Source organism: Arthrobacter sp. MMS24-S77 (assembly GCF_054888235.1).
On the sequence record NZ_JBTZRN010000001.1, the window covers coordinates 3622706 to 3645200 of the forward strand.

17 protein-coding genes are annotated in these 22495 nt (G+C 64.9%); 5 read left to right on the forward strand and 12 right to left on the reverse strand.

Annotated elements, in window-relative coordinates:
- Positions 1 to 141: 141 nt before the first annotated feature.
- A complete protein-coding gene (gene rarD, locus ACX5I4_RS16665; RefSeq protein WP_461838757.1) occupies positions 142 to 1104 on the forward strand; it encodes an EamA family transporter RarD in 963 nt (320 codons plus the stop codon).
- An 8-nt stretch (positions 1105 to 1112) separates the two neighbouring features.
- On the opposite strand, the gene ACX5I4_RS16670 is transcribed toward rarD, so the two are convergent.
- The 3 genes from ACX5I4_RS16670 to ACX5I4_RS16680 form a co-directional block, all read right to left on the reverse strand.
- Positions 1113 to 1979: a universal stress protein gene (locus ACX5I4_RS16670; protein ID WP_461837611.1), complete on the reverse strand. Its 867-nt coding sequence runs from the start codon at positions 1977 to 1979 to the stop codon at positions 1113 to 1115.
- A 212-nt stretch (positions 1980 to 2191) separates the two neighbouring features.
- Positions 2192 to 3547, reverse strand: coding sequence for a 4-aminobutyrate--2-oxoglutarate transaminase (gene gabT / locus ACX5I4_RS16675; RefSeq protein ID WP_461837612.1), 1356 nt, complete (start codon positions 3545 to 3547; stop codon positions 2192 to 2194).
- A gap of 101 nt (positions 3548 to 3648) precedes the next feature.
- The gene (locus tag ACX5I4_RS16680; protein ID WP_461837613.1) at positions 3649 to 5079 is read right to left on the reverse strand and encodes a gamma-aminobutyraldehyde dehydrogenase; all 1431 of its coding nucleotides are present in this window, start codon (positions 5077 to 5079) and stop codon (positions 3649 to 3651) included.
- A gap of 144 nt (positions 5080 to 5223) precedes the next feature.
- Between ACX5I4_RS16680 and ACX5I4_RS16685 the strand changes: the two genes are divergently transcribed.
- On the forward strand, positions 5224 to 6666 hold the full coding sequence (locus ACX5I4_RS16685) for a PucR family transcriptional regulator (protein WP_461837614.1): 1443 nt from the start codon (positions 5224 to 5226) through the stop codon (positions 6664 to 6666).
- A 92-nt stretch (positions 6667 to 6758) separates the two neighbouring features.
- On the opposite strand, the gene ACX5I4_RS16690 is transcribed toward ACX5I4_RS16685, so the two are convergent.
- The gene (locus ACX5I4_RS16690; protein ID WP_461837615.1) at positions 6759 to 8816 is read right to left on the reverse strand and encodes a hypothetical protein; all 2058 of its coding nucleotides are present in this window, start codon (positions 8814 to 8816) and stop codon (positions 6759 to 6761) included.
- Positions 8817 to 8848: 32 nt separating this feature from the next.
- The gene (locus ACX5I4_RS16695) at positions 8849 to 9169 is read right to left on the reverse strand and encodes a hypothetical protein (protein ID WP_461837616.1); all 321 of its coding nucleotides are present in this window, start codon (positions 9167 to 9169) and stop codon (positions 8849 to 8851) included.
- A gap of 313 nt (positions 9170 to 9482) precedes the next feature.
- On the opposite strand from ACX5I4_RS16695, the gene ACX5I4_RS16700 reads away from it, so the two are divergent.
- Entirely contained in the window at positions 9483 to 10718 is a 1236-nt protein-coding gene (locus tag ACX5I4_RS16700; protein WP_461838758.1) for an MFS transporter, read from the forward strand.
- Entirely contained in the window at positions 10715 to 11395 is a 681-nt protein-coding gene (locus tag ACX5I4_RS16705; protein WP_461837617.1) for a FadR/GntR family transcriptional regulator, read from the forward strand. The genes ACX5I4_RS16700 and ACX5I4_RS16705 overlap by 4 nt, the downstream gene beginning before the upstream one ends.
- Positions 11396 to 11565: 170 nt before the next feature.
- Here ACX5I4_RS16705 and ACX5I4_RS16710 read toward each other — a convergent pair whose 3' ends face one another.
- From ACX5I4_RS16710 to ACX5I4_RS16740, 7 genes are all read right to left on the reverse strand, one after another.
- Complete coding sequence (locus tag ACX5I4_RS16710) at positions 11566 to 12945, reverse strand: rhodanese-like domain-containing protein (RefSeq protein WP_461837618.1); 1380 nt, start codon at positions 12943 to 12945, stop codon at positions 11566 to 11568.
- A gap of 96 nt (positions 12946 to 13041) precedes the next feature.
- The gene (locus ACX5I4_RS16715) at positions 13042 to 14508 is read right to left on the reverse strand and encodes an FAD-dependent oxidoreductase (protein WP_461837619.1); all 1467 of its coding nucleotides are present in this window, start codon (positions 14506 to 14508) and stop codon (positions 13042 to 13044) included.
- A 98-nt stretch (positions 14509 to 14606) separates the two neighbouring features.
- Complete coding sequence (gene cobA / locus ACX5I4_RS16720; protein ID WP_461837620.1) at positions 14607 to 15863, reverse strand: uroporphyrinogen-III C-methyltransferase; 1257 nt, start codon at positions 15861 to 15863, stop codon at positions 14607 to 14609.
- A 79-nt stretch (positions 15864 to 15942) separates the two neighbouring features.
- The gene (locus ACX5I4_RS16725) at positions 15943 to 16983 is read right to left on the reverse strand and encodes an LLM class flavin-dependent oxidoreductase (protein ID WP_461837621.1); all 1041 of its coding nucleotides are present in this window, start codon (positions 16981 to 16983) and stop codon (positions 15943 to 15945) included.
- Between the two features lie 81 nt (positions 16984 to 17064).
- Complete coding sequence (locus ACX5I4_RS16730; RefSeq protein ID WP_461837622.1) at positions 17065 to 17913, reverse strand: transglutaminase family protein; 849 nt, start codon at positions 17911 to 17913, stop codon at positions 17065 to 17067.
- Positions 17910 to 18836, reverse strand: a complete 927-nt coding sequence (locus ACX5I4_RS16735) for an alpha-E domain-containing protein (RefSeq protein WP_461837623.1) — start codon at positions 18834 to 18836, stop codon at positions 17910 to 17912. The genes ACX5I4_RS16730 and ACX5I4_RS16735 overlap by 4 nt, the downstream gene beginning before the upstream one ends.
- Before the next feature lie 68 nt (positions 18837 to 18904).
- Positions 18905 to 20452, reverse strand: a complete 1548-nt coding sequence (locus tag ACX5I4_RS16740; protein WP_461837624.1) for a circularly permuted type 2 ATP-grasp protein — start codon at positions 20450 to 20452, stop codon at positions 18905 to 18907.
- 413 nt (positions 20453 to 20865) lie between these two features.
- On the opposite strand from ACX5I4_RS16740, the gene ACX5I4_RS16745 reads away from it, so the two are divergent.
- Positions 20866 to 22428 carry an amino acid permease gene (locus tag ACX5I4_RS16745; RefSeq protein ID WP_461837625.1) on the forward strand — a complete coding sequence of 521 codons (1563 nt, stop codon included), beginning with the start codon at positions 20866 to 20868 and terminating at the stop codon, positions 22426 to 22428.
- Positions 22429 to 22495: the final 67 nt, after the last annotated feature.

Below are 22495 nucleotides of genomic sequence, written 5' to 3' on the forward strand. Positions count from 1 at the left end.
GGAAACTCACACAAACTTTCCGGCCGTACGGTCAGGAATACCATCGCAACATGTGGTGTTCTTGACATTGTGTCTACGCCCGAGCAAACCGCGCCCGCCCTGTCCGCCACCGCTGCGCCGGCCCTTTCCGCAAACGCTCCGATCGCTGCAGCTTCTGCATCCGCCGCCGAGGCAAAGAGTGCAAAGAGCGAGACGACGGCGGGCGTCGTGTTCGGCATCGGGGCTTACGGATTGTGGGGCTTGCTCCCCCTCTACTTCCTGGTGTTGCAGCCCGCCGGAGCCGTGGAAATCGTCGCGAACCGCGTGGTGTGGTCCCTCATTTTCTGCGCCCTGCTCATCACCATCACCCGGACATGGCGCCTCCTGGGGACAGCTTTCAGGGACCGGGCCGTCCTAGGACCACTTGCGTTGGCTGCCGGGCTTATCGCCGTCAACTGGCTGACCTACACTTTCGGGGTCACCACGGGACACGCTGTCGAGGCCTCACTCGGCTACTTCATCAACCCGCTCGTGTCGGTGCTCCTGGGCGTGTTCGTCCTGAAGGAAACACTCCGCCCGCTCCAGTGGGCCGCCGTCGGAATCGGCTTCATCGCCGTCGGCGTGCTAACGGTTTCCTATGGCAAGCTGCCGTGGATCGCTTTGGTCCTGGCATTCAGCTTCGGACTCTACGGTTTCGTGAAGAAGCGCGTGGGACCGAAGGTCAACGCCATCACGAGCCTCACGGTGGAGACCGTGGTCCTCGCCCCGATCGCCGGCGCCACCATGATTGTCCTCGGGCTCACCGGGGCCGGGACCCTGGGAAGCAACGGACCGGGCCACTTCTGGTTGCTGGCGGCCTCAGGCATCATCACTGCCGTGCCACTCCTGTTCTTCGGCGCCTCCGCACGCCGCCTGCCCATGACCACCATCGGCCTGCTGCAGTACTTCGCACCGATCCTCCAGTTCATCGTGGCCCTGGCCATCTTCCACGAAACCATGACGCCCGATCGCTGGGTGGGCTTCGGCGTCGTGTGGCTGGCCCTGTTGATCCTGACAGTCGACATGATGCGTACCGCACGCAAGAACTCGGTCATCAGGAAGAGGGCACGGCTCAGCGCAGCCTGAGAACGCTGTTACGGCATGGAGTCCGCGCGCTCGTAATCGCGCGGCACCACCACCATGGGCACCGGCAGCGCCCGGAGGATCTTGTTGGCAGTGCTGCCCATGAACAATTTGCTTCTTTCCGCCAAGCGCGATGAGCCGATGATGACCACTTCGCCGTCGATCCACTCCAAGCTGTCGATCGCTTCTTCGATGCTTCGGCCGTGCGCCACTTCCACCGTCACATCGTGCCCTTGCGGCAATCGGGAAGCAGCATCGCTGAGGACGGTGTTGGCGTGGCGATGGGCCGCATTGGTAGCCTCGCCTCCAACGTCGGTGCCGGCGTCGAGCGTTACCAGCGACACAAGCCGCAACGGCACGCCGCGGCGGTTGGCCGCGCCGATGGCGCTGGCAATCGCAGCGTCAGCCCCCGAGCGCTGCCCCGTGGCCAACGTGAACCGGGTGACGGGCTCGGTGCGGTTGAATCCGCGCGGCGCCAACGCCACGGGCACCGGCGACGCATGAAGCAGTCCGTTGGCCACGCTGCCGACCGTGAACCTCTTGAAGAACCCGTTGCTCGACGCACCCACCACAATCAATCCTGCGTCCGTCCCCGCGGCCTGGATCAGGCCTGAAGCGAACGATTCAGCAGGCACCGCGCGGAAGGTGGCCTCGACGTCGTCGGGCACTAGCGCGAGGCTCTGGGCTTGCGCTGTCAGTACGGCCTGTTCAGCGGGAGTTGCGCCGGTGCTTTCGGGGTACAGCCCCGAGTATGGCGTGTGCGCGTCCACGACGTAGACAACGTCCAGCGTTGCGTCCTGCGCTCGGGCCAGGGATGAGGCCAAGGCAACAGCGTCCGCGCCGCGCTCGTTCGGCGTGTAGCCAACTACATATCGCATGTGAAGACCCCTTTGTCGACGGCGAGGTCCAGGGCCCGTCCGGGGAATCCGGGCAACTTTGGCCGGTCTGGATTCGCTAGCTAGGCATGACTCTACCTGCGGAAGCTGCTTCCTATACCCGGACATGCCCGTTCTTAAATGCCAAGGATGGACATAGTCGCACTATGTCCATCCTTGGCACGCAGAGGTGGGCATGTCCACCTGGGTTGTGGCTAGGCGTTGGCCTTGATGGCCGCTGCCAGGACCTCGAGCCCGTCGAGAAGCAGTTCGTCGCTGATGACCAGCGGCGGCAGCAGACGGATGACGTTGCCGTAGGTACCGCAGGTCAGGATGATGACGCCTTCCTGGAGACACGCGGCTGCGACGGCCTTGGTCAGTTCGGCGTTCGGTTCCTTGGAGCCGGCCTGGACCAGTTCGATCGCCAACATGGCACCGCGGCCGCGGACGTCGCCGATGACGGAAACTTCAGCCGCGAGCTCACGCAAGCGGCCGAGCGCGATTTCCTCGATGTGGCGGGCGCGGGCGTTGAGGTCGTGCTGCTCCATGGTGCCGATGGCAGCAAGCGCTGCGGCACAAGCAACCGGGTTGCCGCCGTAGGTGCCGCCGAGGCCGCCCGGGTGGACGGCGTCGAGCAGGTCTGCACGGCCGGTGATGGCGGACAGCGGGAGGCCACCGGCAATGCCCTTGGCCATGGTGATGATGTCCGGGACAACACCCTCGTGGTTGACGGCGAACCATTCACCCGTGCGGCAGAAACCTGACTGGACCTCGTCGGCAATGAAGACGATGCCCTTTTCCTTAGCCCAAGCGGACAGTGCCGGCAGGAAGCCAACGGCTGGGACAATGAAGCCACCTTCGCCCTGGATCGGTTCGATGATGATCGCGGCAACCTGGTCGCCACCGATCTGCTTCTCGATCATCGTGATGGCGCGCTTGGCGGCCTCGGCACCGGTGATTTCCGGGTTTTCCTCACGGAACGGGTAGCTCATCGGCATACGGTAGACCTCGGGCGCGAACGGGCCGAAGTTGGTCTTGTACGGCATGGCCTTGGCGGTGAGCGCCATGGTCAGGTTGGTGCGTCCGTGGTAGGCGTGGTCGAAAGCGACGACAGCGTCACGGCCGGTTGCCAGGCGTGCCACCTTGACGGCGTTCTCCACCGCTTCGGCGCCGGAGTTGAAGAGCACGGTGCGCTTCTCGTGGTCGCCCGGGGTGAGGCGGTTCAGCTGCTCGGCGACGGCGACATAGCCCTCGTAAGGAGTGACCATGAAGCAGGTGTGGGTGAAGTGCGCTGCGGCGTCCTGGACGGCGGCGACGACGGCGGGGTCCGAGGCACCCACGCTGGTCACGGCAATGCCGGAGCCGAGGTCGATGAAGGAGTTGCCGTCGACGTCGCGGATGATGCCGCCGTCGGCGTCCTCAACGTAAACCGGCACGCCCGAAGAGACGCCGGCAGCGACGACAGCCGCGCGGCGCTCGTTCAAGGCCTGGGACTTGGGGCCTGGGAAGGCGCCGTTGATGCTGCGCTTCTGGTCCAGGCGGTAGGTGATTTCATGTGCTGTTGCGGTCATGATGGTTCTTTCTTTCTAACGTTTGCCGTGTGCCGGCTAAGGGGCCACGCCGGCAGGGTTCCCTGGCCGAAGCGGAGCGAGGTTAGGGTGCCGGTGGGGATCTACGCGTCCAGCGCACTCATGACGTGCTTGATGCGCGTGTAGTCCTCGACGCCGTACATGGACAGGTCCTTGCCGTAACCGGACTGCTTGAAGCCGCCGTGCGGCATCTCAGCGGTCAGCAGGATGTGGGTGTTGATCCAGACCGCGCCGAAGTCCAGGTCGCGGCTCATCCGCATCGCGGTCCCGTGGTCCGTGGTCCAGACGCTGGAGGCCAGGGCGTATTCGACGTCGTTGGCCAGTTCAAGCGCCTCGGCCTCAGTGGTGAACTTCTGGACGGTGATGACAGGTCCGAAGGTTTCCTTCTGGACGACGTCGTCGGTCTGCTTGGCGCCGGTGATGATGGTGGGCTCGAAGAAGAAGCCCTTGTCACCCGCACGGTGGCCACCGGTTTCGATCTTGCAGTTGGCTGGCAGGTGCTCCACCACCGAGTTCACGGCGTTGAAGTGGTTCACGTTGTTGAGCGGGCCGAAGTAGTTTTCGTCGTCGTTCTGCGAACCGGTGTGCAGTGTCTTGGTGTGCTCCACCATCGCGGCGACCATGTCGTCATGGATGGAATCTTCGATCAGCACGCGGGTGATGGCCGTGCAGTCCTGGCCGGCGTTGAAGAAGGCGAATTCGGCGATGGCCGCTGCGCTCTTCTTGATATCGGCGTCCTTGAAGACGATGGCCGGGGCCTTGCCGCCGAGCTCCAGGTGGGCACGCTTGAGGCCCTTGGCCGCCCCACTGGCCACGGCAATACCAGCACGGACGGAACCGGTGATGGAGACCAGGCCCGGGACCTTGTGCTCGACCATCATGGAGCCGGTGGCTGCGTTGCCGAGGACCACGTTGAGAACGCCAGCCGGGAAGATCTCTCCAGCCAGACGGGCGAGGACCAAGGTGGATTCCGGAGTGGTGTCGGAAGGCTTGAGGACAACGGTGTTGCCTGCGGCGAGGGCGGGGCCGATCTTCCAGATGCCCATGAGGAACGGGTAGTTCCACGGTGCAACCTGGGCCACGACGCCGATCGGTTCGCGGCGGACGTACGAGGTGTGGCCCTCGAAGTACTCGCCCGCGGACTTGCCTTCCATGATGCGCGCGGCGCCGGCGAAGAAACGGAGCTGGTCTGCTCCAGCGGCAACTTCCTCGGACGCGATGAGGGCGCGGACCTGGCCGGTGTTTCGGTGTTGTGCCTCAACGAGCTCGTCGCTGTTGGCCTCGATGGCGTCGGCGAGCTTGAGCAGCATGAGCTGGCGCTGGCCCGGCGTGACATGCTTCCAAGACTTGAAGGCTTCCTTCGCCGCGTTCATGGCAGCATCGACGTCGGCCTGGGTAGAGACAGGCGCATGAGCGACAATCTCCCCGTTGGTGGGGTTCACGATATCGAGCAGTTCGGTGCCTGCCGGCGCGACGAACTCGCCGTTGATGAAGTTCTGCAAGGTTTGGACCACGGTGTACAACCTCTTTCGGTGTCTAGGCATTGGTTGCAGCTGCTCCGAGCCTATGTCAGCACCCGGCGTTGCGGAATAGTCAGGTGCACACCCTGAGCACCCCGACTTAGTGCGAATGACCAGTGCCGGGATATCCTTTTTTGCATGGCAATGTCACTCGCCGCGCTCGTCGCCGTCCCCTCTCTCCGGCTCCGCAAAGCCGGCCTCGCGGAAACCACCTGGAACGAAGATATCCGCTGGGTGGCCGTGACCGAGCAAGAGGATCCCCAGCGCTTCCTCAATGGCGGCGAGCTGATCCTTACCACTGGTCTCAGGCTCAATGGGGCCGCGGAACAGCGCCGCTTTGTGCGCCAGGTCCAGCGCGCGGGAGCCGTCGGCATTGGCTTCGGCACCGGACTGACCCACGAGGCCGTGCCTCCTGCCCTCATTGCGGAGGCGAACCGCTGGGGCCTGCCGCTGGTGGAAGTCCCTTACGAGACCCCCTTCATCGCCATTGGCAAGCTTGTGGCCGATTCCCAATCCGCGGACCACTATTCCAAGCTGGAGCGCCTCATCGCAGGCCACCAGATCCTGGCCCGGGCCCTGCTGACCGGCGGCGGGCTCGGCGAATTGCTCAAGCAGTTGGGCAGCATGCTCCGGTCCGACATCGCGCTCACCCAGTTCAGCGCCCAGCTTTACAACAGCCTGGCCGGCAACCCCGCGCCGACCGCCGAGGACTGGGCATCCTTCCCTATTCCCACAGGCCGCCGCGACGCGTGCACCCTATGGATCAAGCAGCCCTTCGGCGACACCGGGATTGTCAGTTATGCGCAGAACCTGATCAGCGTTGAACTCAACAACATGGTCAAGCAGCGCCAGAGCCAGCGGGCCTTGGCGGGCCAAGTGCTGGACGATGTCATCCACGGAACCCTGGACACGGTGGAGGGCGCCCGCCGCCTGGCCGGCGTCGGAATCAACAGCACGCGCAAGAACGTGGTGCTGCTGGTGGTCTCCGCAGCCCATCACAAACAACTCGGCAGCACATCGCTTCCACAGTCGCTCGACGGAGGGGTGACCGCCGTCGTCGGGAAGGATCTGGTGACGGTGGTGCCCGACGACGGCAGTTCAGCGAGCGCGCTCGCCAAGGATCTCAGTGATCACCTTCTGGAAGCGGGGATCCACGCGGTGATCGGGATCGGCGGCGCCTACACCAAGCCAAACGGCGTGCGCTGGAGCTACTTTGAAGCGCGCGACGCCGTGGCGCACGGGCTGCCGGTCAACGAACCTGAGCGGCTCAGCCTGACGTCGCTCCTGCTCGCGAGCGAAGACGTGCCGCTGGCCGACATGGCCAGCGAGGCCCTTACTCCCCTGCGCAAGTTCGACGCCGCACACGGCTCCGAGCTCGTTTCGACCCTGGAAAGCTACCTCAACCACAACGGTTCCGTGGCCGCCGTCGCCGAATCCCTGACCCTGCACCGGAACACGGTGCGGTACCGGCTGGCGCAAATCACGGACCTCACCGGCTACGACCCCGCCCAAACGCCGGACCGGGTGCAGCTGTGGCTTGCCTTGGCCGTGCAGCGGCTGGGAGCGCGCAACCCGCGCTGAGGCTCTTCGCCGCTGGCCCAACTGGCTCGCAGTTGTTGTCGTTATGAGCCCTCAAAACGACAACAACTGCGAGTTAGTTGGGCTCGATGGGTCTAGCGGAAGATGTCGGCGGCCACACCCATGATGATCCTGTCGCCCGGCGTCGACTTTTGCAGGAAGTCCACAACAGCCCAGTCGTCCAGAGAAATGCATCCAGCGGTAGGCACCTTGTTTTCGTGCAGGAAAATGGCGAATCCGGCATCCTGGATGATCGGAGAATCCGGAGGACGGTTGTAGTTGATGACGGCCCCTTGCCGATAATCATGCTGCGGGCGCGTCGCGAAGAACCACATGTTCTCGTCATAACCTACCCACGAGCTGGACTCGAAGTACGTGTTGTAGGTACCGGTCCACGGATTCCCGCCCCAGCGCGACCGCGGGTTCAACGTGCGGTAGGGCAAGGCTGTTCCCGGGTTACCCAGGCCGAATGCCTCTGTGACCGAGAAGGAGCCGGTCGGCGAGTAGTTGTAGCGGGTAGGACCTGAAGGAACCCCCGGCGGCTTGAAACCGCTGGCCCCTACAAACCCGTTCGCCGTCCATTCCGTCACGTACGTCCCTGCCACCCGCTTGCAGTACGCCACGCCAGCGCTGGACTGGCCATAGGCGGCGGTGTACACCAAGGTCACGTGGTTGGCATTGCCCGAGGAGTACTTCACCCGGCCATCGTTAAGCCTGGTGCACTCACTGTGCCCGTAGTCGCGGGACCCGGTTGGCGTCCAGGTCAGGAACCCGCCTTGGAAGGCTTGAACACATTCATTATTGAGGCATGCCTCTGGGGCGGTCGGATAGCCAAGATAGCTCTGGTGCCATCCCATTTGCTGGTACTTGGCCTTCATGCCCCCTCGGACGGGCTGCGCTCCGGTTGCCGGCGACCAGAAGATCAGGCCGGTTTGAAATGGCTGGTAGCACCCACCGCCAGACAGCCCGCAGACCTCGCTCTCAAGGGGGTAGCCGAGGTACCCTCCGGCCAGGCCGCCCAGGCTGTCGTATCGCGAGCGGATGCCTCCGATAACACCCTGCGCGCCGGTTTCGGGAGACCAGTAGATGACGCCCGCTTGGTATTGCTGGAGGCAACCCGACCCTGGCTGGCCGCAGATCTCGTCCGTGATGGGGTAGCCAAATCGTCCGTTTTCGAACCCCGATCCAGCCCAGGCAGAGCGAATGGCACCGCTGCTCGTGTGCGCACCGCTGGCCGGTGACCATACGATGCCTCCCCGCTGATACATCTGGTAACAGCCTGCAGCCTTCAGGCCGCATATCTCGCGGGTAGTCGGATACCCCAGCCAACCGGACTCCGCCCCGGACCTGGCATACGCTGCGCCGATGGCCCCGGGCGTCCACACGCCCACCGCTCCCGACGCCGGGCTCCATACAATTCTGAGATTCCCGAATGTTTGTTCGCACCCCGAGTTCACCAGTCCGCATGCCTCCGGCGCGGTGGGATAGCCCGTCTGGGCGTAGCCACCGTAGACCCGGTACAAGGCTTGACCGATGGCACCTTTAGTCCAGACGGTCTGAAGACCCCCAACGGGACTCCAGGTGATATCCAAACCACTGGAGAACCGCTGAAAGCAGCCGGCGCTGGCACATTTTTCATCGCCCACCGGGTAGCCGAAGGCAGATAGCTGCCCGCTTGTGTGCCACTCGGGACCGGTCTTTCCTGCGGTAAGCAGCACCGCATTGGCGCCCGTGGACGGCGCCGCGTAGATGCGTCCACCCTCGAACAACTGGACGCAAAGGAGATCCGGGCCGCACGATTCACTCGACGTCGCGGCCCCCAAGGGCCCGGACGCCCCGCCCAATAGCTGCCATTTGGCACCGATCACGCCGGCAGGAACGATTCCGCCCTGGGCTTGGACGGGTATCGGTGCGGGGTCAGGTGTCTGAGTGGGGGCGGGGGCTACTACCTGGGTCGGAACCGGCGTTGGCACCGGGATAGGTGCTGTCGGCGCTTGCGCGGGCGGTGACGGTTCCTGTGTCGCGGAAGGTGTGGGGGTCGCGGAAGGTGTGGGAGTCGGCGTCGGCGACTCCACTGGCGAAAGAGTCACGGCGGCTGCCACGGTGGGCGCGAGTCCCGCCGCCACAATGGCGGCCAGAGCACAGGTCGTCACGATGCGGATGGTGCGGTTTGCCCTGTTTGCCATCATTTGGAGACCACCGCCCCACACGTGGAGCCGGCGGGCGCCGATTGGGCGATGTCCGCTGCACGAACCTCCGCGCTGGCACCGGCAGCGAGTTCCTTTTCGATCATCGCGTGCCCGGCAACGCTGCTTGTGGTGCCCACGGCGATGGCGATGGTGTACTTCACGGCCGCGGTTCCCGTGTTGGTCAGTGTCCCGGAGAAAGACCAGGTTCCGCCGGCGTCGGCCGCGCATTGCACGTTCTTCAGGGCATCAGTGGCAAGAAGGTCCGGCGGAGGCGGCGTCTGCGATGGCGTCGGTGCACTCTCCGTCCTGGGCGGCACAGGTCCCGAAGGAGTTGCGGCAGGCGCTGAAAGAGTCGGCGCGGCACTCGGAGGTGGTGCTGGCGATGGCGAGCTGCAGGCCCCCAAAGTCAGTAGTCCTGCTGCACCAAGCACAAAAGTCAAAGGCCAGTTCTGCATTCTTCCCCCAAAAAATGTTCACAACCTGCCCAGAATCATGTTCCTGGCCAGCGACAGTTGTGAGACTACCAGCGGCCGAACACCTGCGGGGAGATTTCCACCACAAAACTTCCCAGTGCAAACGTCAAACGTCTAACCTTTAGGTATGGCCTCAACTCACCCGACATCCCGCGCAATGCAAGCAACACCCGTGCCGGGCACCGGCGGAACCGCGGTGCCGAAATCCCGGGTGGTCGCCGTCGTCGGGATCATTGCGGTCATCCTGATCGGGCTGAACCTGCGCGCCGGCATCACCAGCGCGGCGGCGCTGTTCCACGAACTGCAGGCCTTCCTCGGCTACGGCGCGCTGGTGGCGTCAATCCTCCCGTCCATCCCCTTGCTGTGCTTCGCTGTCGCCGGGCTGGGAACCTCCTGGCTGTCACGCCGGATCGGAGTCGAAAAGTCGATCTTCGTGGCGCTGGCGATGCTGGCAGCCGGCCTCCTGGTCCGCAGCATCCCCGCGACCGGCGCCCTCCTTGCCGGGACGGTGCTGGCGATGTCCGGCTTGGCGGTATGCAACGTGGCCATGCCGTCGTACATCCGCGAGCACTACGCGGCCAAGACGTCCATGATGACCGGCCTCTACACGTTCACCATGTCCGGCGGCGCGACCTTCGCCGCAGCGGTCAGCGTACCCCTGGCTCAGCAACTCGGCTCGCCGTCGATGGGTCTGGCCGCATGGGGAATCCTCGGCGTCGCCGCGTTGCTTGGCTTCCTGCCGATGGTCCTCCACACACACCGTTCGTCACGCAAGGCCAGCCAGGAACACGTCTCCATGTGGCCGCTCCTTCGCACACGCCTGGGATTCCTGATCACCGCCATCTTCACGCTGCAGGCCTTCCTTGCTTATGCCGTGATGAGCTGGTTTGCCTACATCCTGACCAGCCAAGGACTCAGCGCTTCCGAGAGCGGCCTGCAGTTCGGGCTCATGCAGTTGGTCTCCGTGGCCGCCGGCATGATCCTGCTGGCCATCGGCTCTCGGCCAGGCATGATGCGGCCCGCCTTGTATTTGGGCAGCGGGACAACGCTGGTGGCAATCCCCGCCATGCTGTTGCTGCCGACGTCGTTCGCGGCGGTTCCCGCCGTGCTGTTCGGCTTCGGCTTGGGCATCTTCCCCCTGGTCCTGGTGATCATCAGCCGCAGCGGGCGTACGACGGCGGAAACCACCGCCATGTCCACCGTCGCCCAGTCGGTGGGCTACTTGATCGCGGCCTTGGGACCGTTCGGCATGGGCCTGCTCCACAGCGCTACTGGTGCCTGGACGCTCCCCCTTGCACTCCTGGCCGCGGTGGCCCTTGCCCTCATGGTGACTTCCCACTTGTTGACCAGCAAGCGCACGCCGATCAAGGCCGGACCGAGGCCGGTCGTATGAGCCTGATTCCTTCGCACCGTCCCGTCCTGGCCGATGAGGTCACCAGCCAGCTGCGCAGCATGATCCAGTCCGGAGAATGGCCGCTGCAGGAGAAGATTCCGGCCGAGCCGGAGCTCATGGCCTCACTCGGAGTCTCCAGGGGTACGCTCCGCGAAGCCATCAAGGCCTTGGCCCACAGCGGCATGCTTGAAGTCCGCCGCGGTGACGGCACGTATGTCCGGGCTACCAGCGAGATTTCCGGCGCGGCCCAGCGGATGTACAAGGAGCACACGCAGGAGCACGTGGTGGAGGTCCGGGTCGGCCTCGACACCCAGGCGGCCCGGCTGGCCACGAAGCACGCCACGGCCGAGGACATCGCCGCCATGCGGGCCCTTCTCCAAGTGCGCCACGATGCGTGGCTCGCGGCCGACTACCCCTCTTGGGCCCGCGCGGACTGGGATTTCCACGAACGGGTGGCGCTGGCTTCGGGCAATCCGTTGCTCCACCAGCTGTATGTGTCCTTCGGTGGGGTCTTCCACGACGATCTCCTGCGCCAACAGCGCAAGGCAGGCTTCAATGGCATTCCCCACGAAGGCCACGACGAGCTCGCCGACGCCATCGAGGCACGCGACGAGGCCGCCGCCGTCGCGAGCGTGTACCGCAACCTGGACTTCGCCGCGGAGTGGATCAACAGCTAACGCTCGCTCGCTTTTGTCGGGCCTTTCCCCGACGCTCGCTCACCTCTGGCGGGCCTTTCCCCAACGCTCGCTCACCTCAAGTGAGCGAGCGTCCGCCGGAAACACCACAAAGGTGAGCGAGCGTCGGCAGCAGCCCGAAAGTGAGCGAGCGTCGGCAGCAGCCCGAGCATCTAGGCCGGGGTGGCGCGTGTCAGTTCTACGCCGGAGTCCGCCGCATCGCGGAAATGCGCGTCAATAAGCACCACGTCGCGGCCGGCTCGGTGCAGCAGGCTTGCGGCGACGCTGGCACGGTAGCCGGAAGTGCAATGAACCCAGATCCTTTCATTCGGCAATTCGTCCAGCCGGAGCAAGAGCTCATGCAGCGGAACGTTCGCCGCGCCTTGGACGTGCGAGGCGGCAAATTCCTCGGTACGGCGCACGTCCAGCACTGTTTCATCCGGGGCTCGGTCCCGCACCAGCCCCGCCCAGCCGGTGACCGGATACTGCACCAAGGGCGTGCCTGGCGCCAGAGCCCCGGGATCCTCGCCGACGGCGGCATCCGGGGAGTCGATTCCGATCCTCGCGAGGTCGCGGATGGCCTTTTCGACGTCGTCGTGGGCGCCTAGCAGGGTGAGCGGCTGGTTCCATGGCAGCACCCAACCGAGGTAGCTCGTGAAGCTCCGCCCCGTCCCGTATTCAAAAGCCACACTGCCGCGCAAATGGCTCGCGGCGAATGCCACACGGTGACGCAGGTCCACCACCCATTCCCCGTCTTCAAGCCGGCGCTCCAGCTCCGCGGGTTCCACCGATTCCGGCACGTCGAGCATCGCGGTGCCCGGGCCTAGGACGTTAAGCGGGCTCATGTGCGCGTAGTAGCTCGGGTACGCCGTGATATTGGCCAGAAGTTGCCTGACGAAGTGGTCTTCGTCAGGATCCGTGAGCGCGTGGTTGGCGGCGACTTGCTCGCCGATCGTCGAGATGGGGATCTTGCTTGCAGGGCCGATGGAACAAAAGGAACCGAAGCCATGGGTGGGATACAGGATCGCGTCCGGTGCTGCCTCGGCCACGAGCCGCCGAACTGAGGTGTACTGGTCATGAGCCAGGCCGGCGGTGTCCTCCGCGGCAATCAAATCCGTCCGGCCCACCGAACCGTAAAGCAGGCTGCCACCGGAAAACACGGCTTGCCGGACGCCGGTGCCGGGGTCGGGGTCTGAAACCACATAAGCCAGGTGCGTGTGCGTATGGCCCGGAGTGGCCACGGCCTTGACGGTCAGCCGGCCGACTTTGAAGGCTTGTCCCGGTAGAACAGGATCACGTTCGAACGCCACGTTGTCCGCGGCATTCACCAAGTAGCGGGCGTTGTGGTCCCGTGCCAGCACCAGCCCGCCAGTGACGTAGTCGTTGTGGATGTGGGTTTCAGCGACGTGCGTGATCGCCACTCCCGCGCTGTGAGCGGCTGTTTCGACGCGGTCGGTATCGCGCTGGGGATCGATCACGAGCGCCACCCTGCCGTCATGCACGAGGTAGCTGCGGTCCCCGAGTTGGGTCGTTTCGACGACGACGACGTCCATGCGGAGAGTTTAGCCCCGAAAACGCGCAACGCGGGGTCACTTAGCGCCCATTCCAATGCTCCGGATGGGCGCTAAGTGACCCCGCGTTGCTAGGTCCTAGACTTGGGCTGCTACGCCGTCACGGGAAATGTCCACCATGTCCGCACGCGGCACAACCTTGATGCGTTCGCGCTGGACCTCGACGCCGTGCGAGGTGCCGGCCTCGGAAGCGGCCGCGCCAAGGGCAAGCTCGTGGGCATCCAGGGCCAACCAGCCTTCCCAGCTGGTGAACTTCACGCCGCGGGCATCCAGGAGTTCGACGACGGCGTCCGCCTCAGGAACGGGGGCGAACGGCAGGTTTTGGCGGTCTTCCAGGAGATACGTGACCGTCTCCAGTGCGTCGCCCTTGGTGTGCCCGATCAAGCCGATGGGGCCGCGCTTGATCCAACCCGTTGCGTACAAGCCCGGAACGTGTTCGCCGGAAGCGTCCAGGACGCGGCCGCCGTCGTTCGCGACGACCCCGCGTCGGTGGTCGAACTCAACGTCCGGCAGGGCGGAGCCGAAGTAGCCGATCGCGCGGTACACGGCCTGGACCGGATAGTCGATGAACTCGCCGGTACCCCGCGCGTTGCCCGTGCCGTCCAGCTCGGTGCGCTCGAACTTGATCGCTGCAACCTTGCCCGGAGCCTCTGCGGAATCCACGATCTCCACCGGGCTGTGCAGGAAGTGCAGGTGCAGCCGGCGGGAGGCCTTGAGCTCGGAGAGGTCCTCGGGCTGCTCGGCGATCCAGTTGGTGAGGGTGCCAACCATGGTCTTGGTCTGGTTGTTCGTCTGGATCTGGCGGTCCGACTCGTCGTCGAACTCGAAGTCTTCGGCGTAGAGGATGATGTCCACGTCCTTGGAGTGCGAAAGTTCGCGCAGTTCCAGCGGGGTGAACTTCACCTGTGCCGGCCCGCGGCGGCCGAAGACGTGAACGTCCGTGACCGGAGAAGCCTTGAGGCCGGCGTAGACATTGTCCGGAATCTCGGTGACCAGGAGGTCGTCGGCGTGCTTGGACAGGACACGGGCTACGTCCAGCGCCACGTTGCCGTTGCCGAGCACAGCCACGGAGGTGGCTTCGAGCGGCCATTCGCGGGAAACGTCAGGATGGCCGTCGTACCAGGAGACGAAGTCGGCGCCGCCGAAGGAGCCTTCAAGCTCGATGCCCGGGATGTTCAGGTCCGCGTCCTTGATGGCGCCGGTGGCGAAGATGACGGCGTCGTAGTGCGTGCGCAGGTCTTCGATGGAGATGTCCGTGCCGTAGTCCACGTTGCCGAAGAAACGGATGTCGCCGCGGTCCAGGACCTTGTGCAGGGCGTTCACGATGCCCTTGATGCGGGGGTGGTCCGGGGCAACGCCGTAGCGGATCAGGCCGTAGGGGGCCGGGTAGCGGTCGAAGAGGTCGATGCTGACAGTCAGCTCGCCGCTCTTGACGGCCTCGCTCTTGGTGAGGATGTCCGCAGCGTAGACGCCGGCGGGGCCGGAGCCGACGACGGCGACGCGCAGCGGACGTGCGGCGGTTCCTACGGTGGTGCTAGATGACACGGCTGTGTTCCTTTTCAGTGTGCTTCCCAACTAGCTCGCATTTGTTGTCGTTTTGAGGGCTCATAACGACAACAACTGCGAGCTAGTTGGGTGAGGGGCTAGGGGGTAACGACGCGGGGCTTATTGGGGCTCAGTGTGCTGTAGTCAGCGGTCTTGAAATGCTCGGGGGCGAACGGGCTGACACGCACCACATCGCCGATCACAATGACTGCGGGGTTTGCGACGCCGGTGGCCTCGGCCTGCTCGGCAATGGTTGCCAAAGTGCCGATCGTGACGCGCTGATCGGGCATGTAGCCGTTCTCTACGATACCTACCGGCGTGTCCAAGGGCATTCCGGAGTCCGCGAGGGCAGCGGCGGATTCGCGGAGTTTAGCGACACCCATGAGCAGGATCACGGTGTGGTCGGGCCGGGCCGGGACTTCGGACAGTTCCTCGTGGCCGGTCACCACGCTGAAACCCTTTGCGAGTCCGCGGTGCGTCACGGGAATGCCTGCTGCCGCCGGCACGGAGATCGCCGAAGTAACACCGGGAACCACTTCAACCTCGACGCCGTTCTGCCGGCAGAATTCGGCTTCCTCGCCTCCGCGGCCCAGGACGTAGGGGTCGCCGCCCTTAAGCCGAACCACACGGTTGCCGGCCAGTGCTTCCTCCACCAGGATCCGGTTGATTTCCAGTTGCGGTACGGGGTGGTGGCCAGGGGTCTTGCCGACCTCGATCACGCGGACGTCCGGAGCGAGTTCCTGCAGCAAGTCGCGCGGTCCGAGGCGGTCTGCCACCACGACGTCGGCCTGGCCCAGAAGGCGGCGTCCACGGACCGTGATGAGCCCGGAATCGCCAGGACCGCCACCCACGAGCGCGACGCTTCCGGTGGAGGCACGACGGCGGCGCAGCGGGAGGTCTCCCGTCTCAAGTGCGGTGGCAACTGCGTCGCGCAAGGCCATGGCACGGCGGGGGTCTCCCCCGGCGTTGATGGCGATCTTGACGTCGTCCACAACCGCGACGGCGGGAGTCCAGGCTGCCGAGGATTCGTGGTCCGAGGCGTTGACGCACCAGATGCGCTGCGCCTCGGCGTCGGCGGCTACCTGGGCGTCAACGGCGGTGACGCCGGTGGCCGTCTGGACGAACCACACGCCGTCGACGTCGGAGGAAAGGTAAGCGCGCGGCTCCCAGGTGAGCAGGCCGGAGGCGGCGAGTTCGCGGAGCGCGTCAGAGGCAACGGGGGCCACCACGGTCACCCGGGCGCCGGCGTCGAGCAGTCCCTTGGCGCGTCGCGCTGCCACGGGTCCGCCGCCCACCACCAGCACCGGGCGGCCGAGCAGCCGCAGGGCTGTGGGGTAGATGTCCTGTATTGCCATGAAAAAACTGTAGGGCTGGGCCGTAACATGCTTCAAAGGTCCGGAAACACCAGTTCACGCTAGGTAACGCTGCGTCACATTACGCCTGCGGAGTGGGCGCCTCCCAGCCGATCGCTGGAGCCACGTATTTGGCGATGTTGCCCAGCAGCTTGGCGTTGTATTCCACCCCGAGTTGGTTGGGCACTGTGACGAGCACCGTGTCCGCAGCCTGGACCGCGGCGTCCTTCGCGAGATCCTCCGCCAAAGCATCGGGCTCGCCGACGTAGCTCTTGCCGAAACGCGACAAGGCACCGTCGAGCATGCCCACTTGGTCCCGGTTCTCCACCTGCGCGCGGAGCCCGAAATAGTGTTCATCCTCGGCGTCAACCACGGGAATGATGCTGCGGCTGACTGAAACGCGCGGCTCAAAACCATGTCCGGCTGCTGCCCATGCCTCCCGGAACATGCTGATCTGTTCGGCCTGGAGCTGGTCGAAGGGAACCCCGGTGTCCTCGGTGAGCAGCGTGGAACTCATGAGGTTCATGCCCTGTTCCGCCGCCCAGACGGCGGTCTTCCGAGTGCCGGCGCCCCACCAGATGCGCCGCGGAAGCCCGGGCGACGTCGGCTGGATCGGCAGGAGACCGCGGCCCCCGCCCATGAACGAGGGATCGGCTTCGGCCACTCCATGGCCCGCGATGGCATGTCGGAACACCGCAGTGTGGCGTCGGGCCATCGCGGCGTCGTCCTCGCCCTCGGCAGGCGCGTAGCCGAAGTACCGCGCGCCATGCATGGCCGGCTCGGGTGAACCACGGCTGATGCCCAACTGGAGCCTGCCTTGGCTGATGAGGTCCGTGGCTGCCGCCTCCTCGGCCATGTACAGGGGGTTTTCGTAGCGCATGTCGATCACGCCGGTGCCCATCTCGATCCGGTTGGTCCGGGCTGCGATGGCCGCCAACAAGGGAAACGGCGACGCCTGCTGGCGCGCAAAGTGGTGAACCCGGAAGAAGGCTCCGTTGATGCCGAGCTCTTCCGCCGCCACTGCCAAGTCAATCCCCTGCAGCAACGCGTCGCCGGCCGAAGGAGTCCGTGAGCCTTGGACCGGACCCCAGTGGCCAAAGGAGAGAAAACCGATTCGTTTCATGCCCGCGTCAACCACCGGGTGGGCCCGGGAATTCCTTGGGGCACCTGCCCGACGGCGGGAGCCGCCGTCGGGCGCCGCCGCTCAGGTGAGCTTGGTGATCTGGACCTCCACGCTCAAGACCGAACCCCCGCCGCCGGAGAGGATTCCGCGCACGGGCGCGACGTCCCGGTAGTCCCGGCCCCGCGCCACCGTGACGTGGAGGTTGCCCGCCGGCTTGTGGTTGGTGGGGTCCCAGCTGCGCCATTCGCCGTCCCACCACTCGAGCCACGCGTGGGATTGTCCCGCAACGGTCTCCCCCACAGCCGCATCGGGGACCGGGTGGATGTAGCCCGATACGTACCGGGCCGGAATTCCCAGGCTGCGCAGGGCGGCGATCCCCAAGTGGGCCAGGTCCTGGCAAACACCTTTGCGCTGTTCCCAAACCTGCTCGGCATTGGTCGTGACGCTGGTGACCCCCTTGACGTACTCCATGTTGGCCCGCATCCATTCCATGACGGCGGGGGCCGCTTCCGCTGGTTCGAGTCCCGCCGTCACAGCAGCCACCGACTTGCGGATCTCCTTGCCGATGCCCGTGAGTTGCGAAGGCGCAATCCACTCGCTGAAGGCGTCGGTGGTGGCGCTTGACCTGATCTCGTCCCAGCCAAGTCCCGACGACGACGGCGGGCCGGCGCTGCGGTCCACCTCGACGGTGGATACCGCAGTCACTTTCATCTCGCCATGCCGGTGCTGCATGTCGAACGTGCTCACGCGGGAGCCCCAGTAGTCCCGGTAGCTTCCGACGGCGGCCTGCGACGGCGACACTTTCAGCCTGGATTCCAACACCACCTGCTGGGCATCGCTGAGCGGCGTCAACCTCGCCTCGTTGTAGGACCGGGTGACGCTCTTCTTGTATTTGTATGCCGTGGTGTGCACGATGCTGAGCCGGGTCATGAGACTTCCCCTATCCATTCGAGTTCGGAGGCCTGGTTGAAGTATTTGCGGGAGACGGCCTCGGAGGCTTGGCTGACCGCCCTTTGGACGCGTTCCATGTGCTCCGGCAGTTCCTCAAGGAGGTTGTCCGTGCGGTGGAATTCCAGGAAGGTGCGGGCCTGCCCCACCACCCGCCGGGCGTCGTCGATGAAGCCCACCCGTTGCGCGGAGGGATCCAGCTTGGAAAGGCACTCTTCTGCGTCCCGCAGCGCGTACACGATGGAGCGGGGGAAAAGCCTGTCCAGGAGAAGGAATTCGGCAGCGTCCTGGTCTCCCGAGGATCCTCCCCGGTTCCGCAGGAATGATTCGTAGGCCCCGGCGCAGTGGAGCATGTTCACCCATGAGAGGCTGCCGGAGAGCAAGTCCCTTGTGGAGAGCATGCGCGCCGTCATATCGGCGCGTTCCAGGGAACGCCCCAACACCATGAAGAGCCAACTGTCATCGTGGCTGACGGTCGAGTCGGCGGAGCCGGAGACCATAGCTGTGCGTTCAAGCACCCAATGGCAGAAGCGGTATGTTCCCACCAGGTCCTTGCGTTGCTTCTTGAGCCCGTTGTGGGTGGTGTTCAATCCTTCCCAGAGGCTTGACGAGACCGTTTCCCGGGCGCGCCTGGCGTTCTCCCGGGCCGCGGAGAGCGAGCCCGCGATCGACGTGGGGCTCGCCTTGTCATAGGCCAGGCACTTGAGGAGGCGCTCCAGCGTCACGGCCTCCATCCCGGGGTCGGAGCCCATCAGTGCCAGGAGGTTCCTTGAGACCCGGTCCTGCTCGCCTTCGCCCAAGCCATTGAGGCGTTCGAGGTGGACGTCCAGGATTCTGGCCGTTCCGTCGGCGCGTTCCACATAGCGGCCGATCCAGAAAAGGGATTCAGCGATTCGGCTGAGCATGTTTCTGCCTCCTGTGGCTACGGATTGTTGTGGTGGTACCTTCGCGGTTCATTGGTCAGCCCCGTCGTTCACTGATCAGCACCGTCCCGCCAGTTGCTTTCGACGGGCCAGACCGAGACCTGTTCACGGACCGTGACCGAGGACCGGGGCAGCTCGACGGCGGGCAGCTGCGGGGAGTCCGAGAGCACCCAGGTGTCCTTGGACCCGCCGCCCTGGGAGGAGTTCACGATCAGCGAGCCTTCCTTCAACGCCACCCGGGTCAGGCCCCCGGGCAGCACCCACACGTCCTCGCCGTCGTTGACCGCGAACGGACGCAGGTCCACGTGCCGGGGCCCGAACTTCTCCCCCGACAGGGTCGGCACCGTGGACAGCTGCAGCACCGGCTGCGCGATCCAGCCCCGCGGATCCGCCAGCACCCGCTTCCGCAAAGCCTCCAGCTCCTCGGCCGAGGCATCCGGACCGATCACCAGGCCCTTGCCCCCGGACCCGTCCACCGGCTTGACCACCAGCTCCCCGAGCCGGTCCAGGACCTGCTCCCGGGCCTCCTTCTCCTCCAGCCGGAACGTCTCCACGTTCGCGATCACCGGCTCCTCATGCAGGTAGTACCTGATCAAATCCGGCACGTAGGAATAGACCAGCTTGTCATCGGCCACCCCGTTGCCCACCGCGTTCGCGATCGTCACCCCGCCCGCCCGGGCCGCGTTCACCAGCCCCGGACACCCCAGCATCGAATCCGAACGGAACTGCAACGGATCCAGGAACTCATCATCGATCCGCTTGTAAATCACATCCACCCGCTGCTCCCCCGCGGTGGTGCGCATGTACACCCGGTTCCCCCGGCAGATCAGGTCCCTGCCCTCCACCAGCTCCACACCCATCAACCCGGCCAGCAGGGTGTGTTCGAAGTAGGCGCTGTTGAACACCCCCGGCGTCAACACCACCACCGTCGGGTCATCCACCCCCGAGGGCGCCGTCTTCCGCAACGCCGACAACAAGCGGCGCGGATACTCCTCGACCGGACGGACGTGCTGCTGGCCGAACGCCTCCGGCAAACCCTTCGCCATCGCCCGCCGGTTCTCCAACACGTAGGACACCCCCGACGGGACCCGCACGTTGTCCTCCAGCACCCGGAACGTGCCCGCCGCATCACGGACCACGTCGATCCCGGACACGTGCACCCGCACCCCGCCCGCCGGCTCAAAACCATGCACCGCACGGTGGAAATGCGCACTCGTGGTCACCAACGCCCGCGGCACCACACCGTCGGCAACCACCGCCATCCGCCCGTACACATCATCCAGGAACGCCTCCAACGCCCGCACCCGCTGCGCCACCCCGCGCTCCAGCACATCCCACTCGTCCGCCGGAATCACCCTCGGCACGATATCCAACGGGAAGGGTCGCTCCTCCCCCGCATAATCGAAGGTCACCCCCCGGTCCAGGAACGTCCGCGCCATCGACTCAGCACGCGCACTCACATCGGCAAGGGTCAGCCGGCCCAGCGACTCGGAAATGTGGCCATAAGAGCCTCGGGCCAACATGCCCGGTGCGAACATCTCGTCGTACGCGCCGGCGCGCTCGACGGCAGGTCCGTAATCTTCAAACAGGTCTGACATTCCCCTCACCCTCTCGATAGGTGTTACCGAGTTAAGCGGTTGTTTATTGCGGATACATTTCGTGACGTGAAACATCATTCATGGGCCGGAAAGCAACTTAACCAGGGCTGAAAAGGGCAGTGAATCGGGGGGTTTGGCGCGATTCAAAGTATTTCCCGCGGGTATAGTCCGCTAATAATCCCCGCGAATTCGGCGATTTCCGCACCTCATAAAGCCTGTCGGACAGCCAGACACCCGGCTGTCGGACAGGCTTTACGGCGTGCCGGGCCAGCGCAGCATTTGGCCGTTTGTAACTTAACCGCCGTGAAATAACAGGGAAACCCACCCCCCATAACGTGGGTTGGGCGCCGGGCACCAAACAACATGTCAAACAAACACGGACCCGGCATCAGCCATCAATCGGGGGGACCATAATGTCCAACGGAATACCTCGGCCGGACCACGATCCGGCCGAAGACTTTGAAAACGAACGGGAACGCACGGGTGACCTTGCACTTGCCACCCAGGATTTCTCCAACGAAGACGCGGGGTACCACAAAACCCTCAAGCCGCGGCAAATCCAGATGATCGCAATCGGGGGCGCGATCGGCACAGGACTGTTCATGGGAGCCGGCGGCCGCCTCCATGGATCCGGGCCCGCGCTGATCGTGGTCTACGCAGTCTGTGGCTTTTTCGCCTTCCTCATTCTCCGTGCGCTCGGCGAGCTCGTCCTTCACCGGCCGTCGTCGGGATCCTTCATTTCATATGCCCGCGAGTTCTACGGCGAAAAGATGGCCTTCGCCGCGGGCTGGTTGTATTTCCTCAACTGGGCCATGACCTCGGTGGTGGATGTCACCGCCGTCGCGCTTTACGTGAAGTTCTGGGCGCCCTACTGGGCGCCGCTGCAGTCGGTGCCGCAATGGGCAATCGCCCTTGTGGCGCTCGTCGTAGTCCTGTCGCTGAATCTCGTGTCCGTCAAGCTTTTCGGCGAAATGGAATTCTGGTTCGCGCTGATCAAGGTTTCAGCGCTGGTCCTGTTCCTCATCATCGGCGTGTGCTTCCTCGTATTCGGAGGCCACACGGACATCGGCCCCACGGGCTTCAGCGTCATGGCGGACAACGGCGGGATGTTCCCCATGGGCGCCGTTGCCCCACTGCTGGCCGTAAGCGGCGTGGTGTTCGCGTATGCCGCGATAGAACTCGTGGGTACGGCCGCGGGCGAGACGGAGAAGCCCAAGGAGGTCATGCCCAAGGCGGTAAACACGGTGGTCTTCCGGATCGGTATTTTCTACGTTGGCTCCGTGCTTCTGCTTTCGCTCCTGCTTCCTTTCACCGCCTACAAGGCCGGAGAATCGCCCTTCGTCACGTTCTTCTCACACATCGGTTCGCCGGATGCCGGAGCAACATCCGCTTCCATCATGAACTTCGTGGTCCTCACCGCCGCACTCTCAAGCCTCAACGCGGGCCTCTACTCGACGGGACGCATCTTGCGTTCAATGGCCGTCAACGGCTCCGCGCCGGGCTTCACGGCCAAGATGAGCGGCCATGGCGTTCCGTATGGCGGGATCCTTCTTACCGCGGTCATTACGCTGCTCGGCGTCGGGCTTAACGCGGCGTTCCCATCCGAGGCTTTCGAGATTGTGCTGGAAGTGTCCGCCCTGGGCATCATCGGCGGTTGGGCCACCATTGTGCTCTGCCAGATGAAACTGCAGAAATGGGCGAAGGAAGGCAAGCTCGAGCGGCCCGCGTTCAGGCTCTTCGGCGCACCGTTCACCTCGTACTTGACGCTCGCATTCCTGCTTTTCGTCTTGGTATCCATGGGTTTCTCGGACACCGGGCGCTGGGTACTCGCATCCCTGGTGGTGCTTGTTCCTGCTTTGGTGGGCGGGTGGTTCGCGGCGCGCAAGGGCATCTACCGCGCAGCGCTGGAGCGCTCCGGCTACACCGGCCCGTTCCCGGTGGTGGCTGAACGTCCCGCCATCGACGCAGCCCGCTAGCAGCCTCCCGGCATTAGTCTGACGAAAGAAGCAGGGCCCGACGGCGGGAGTCGCCGTCGGGCCCTTG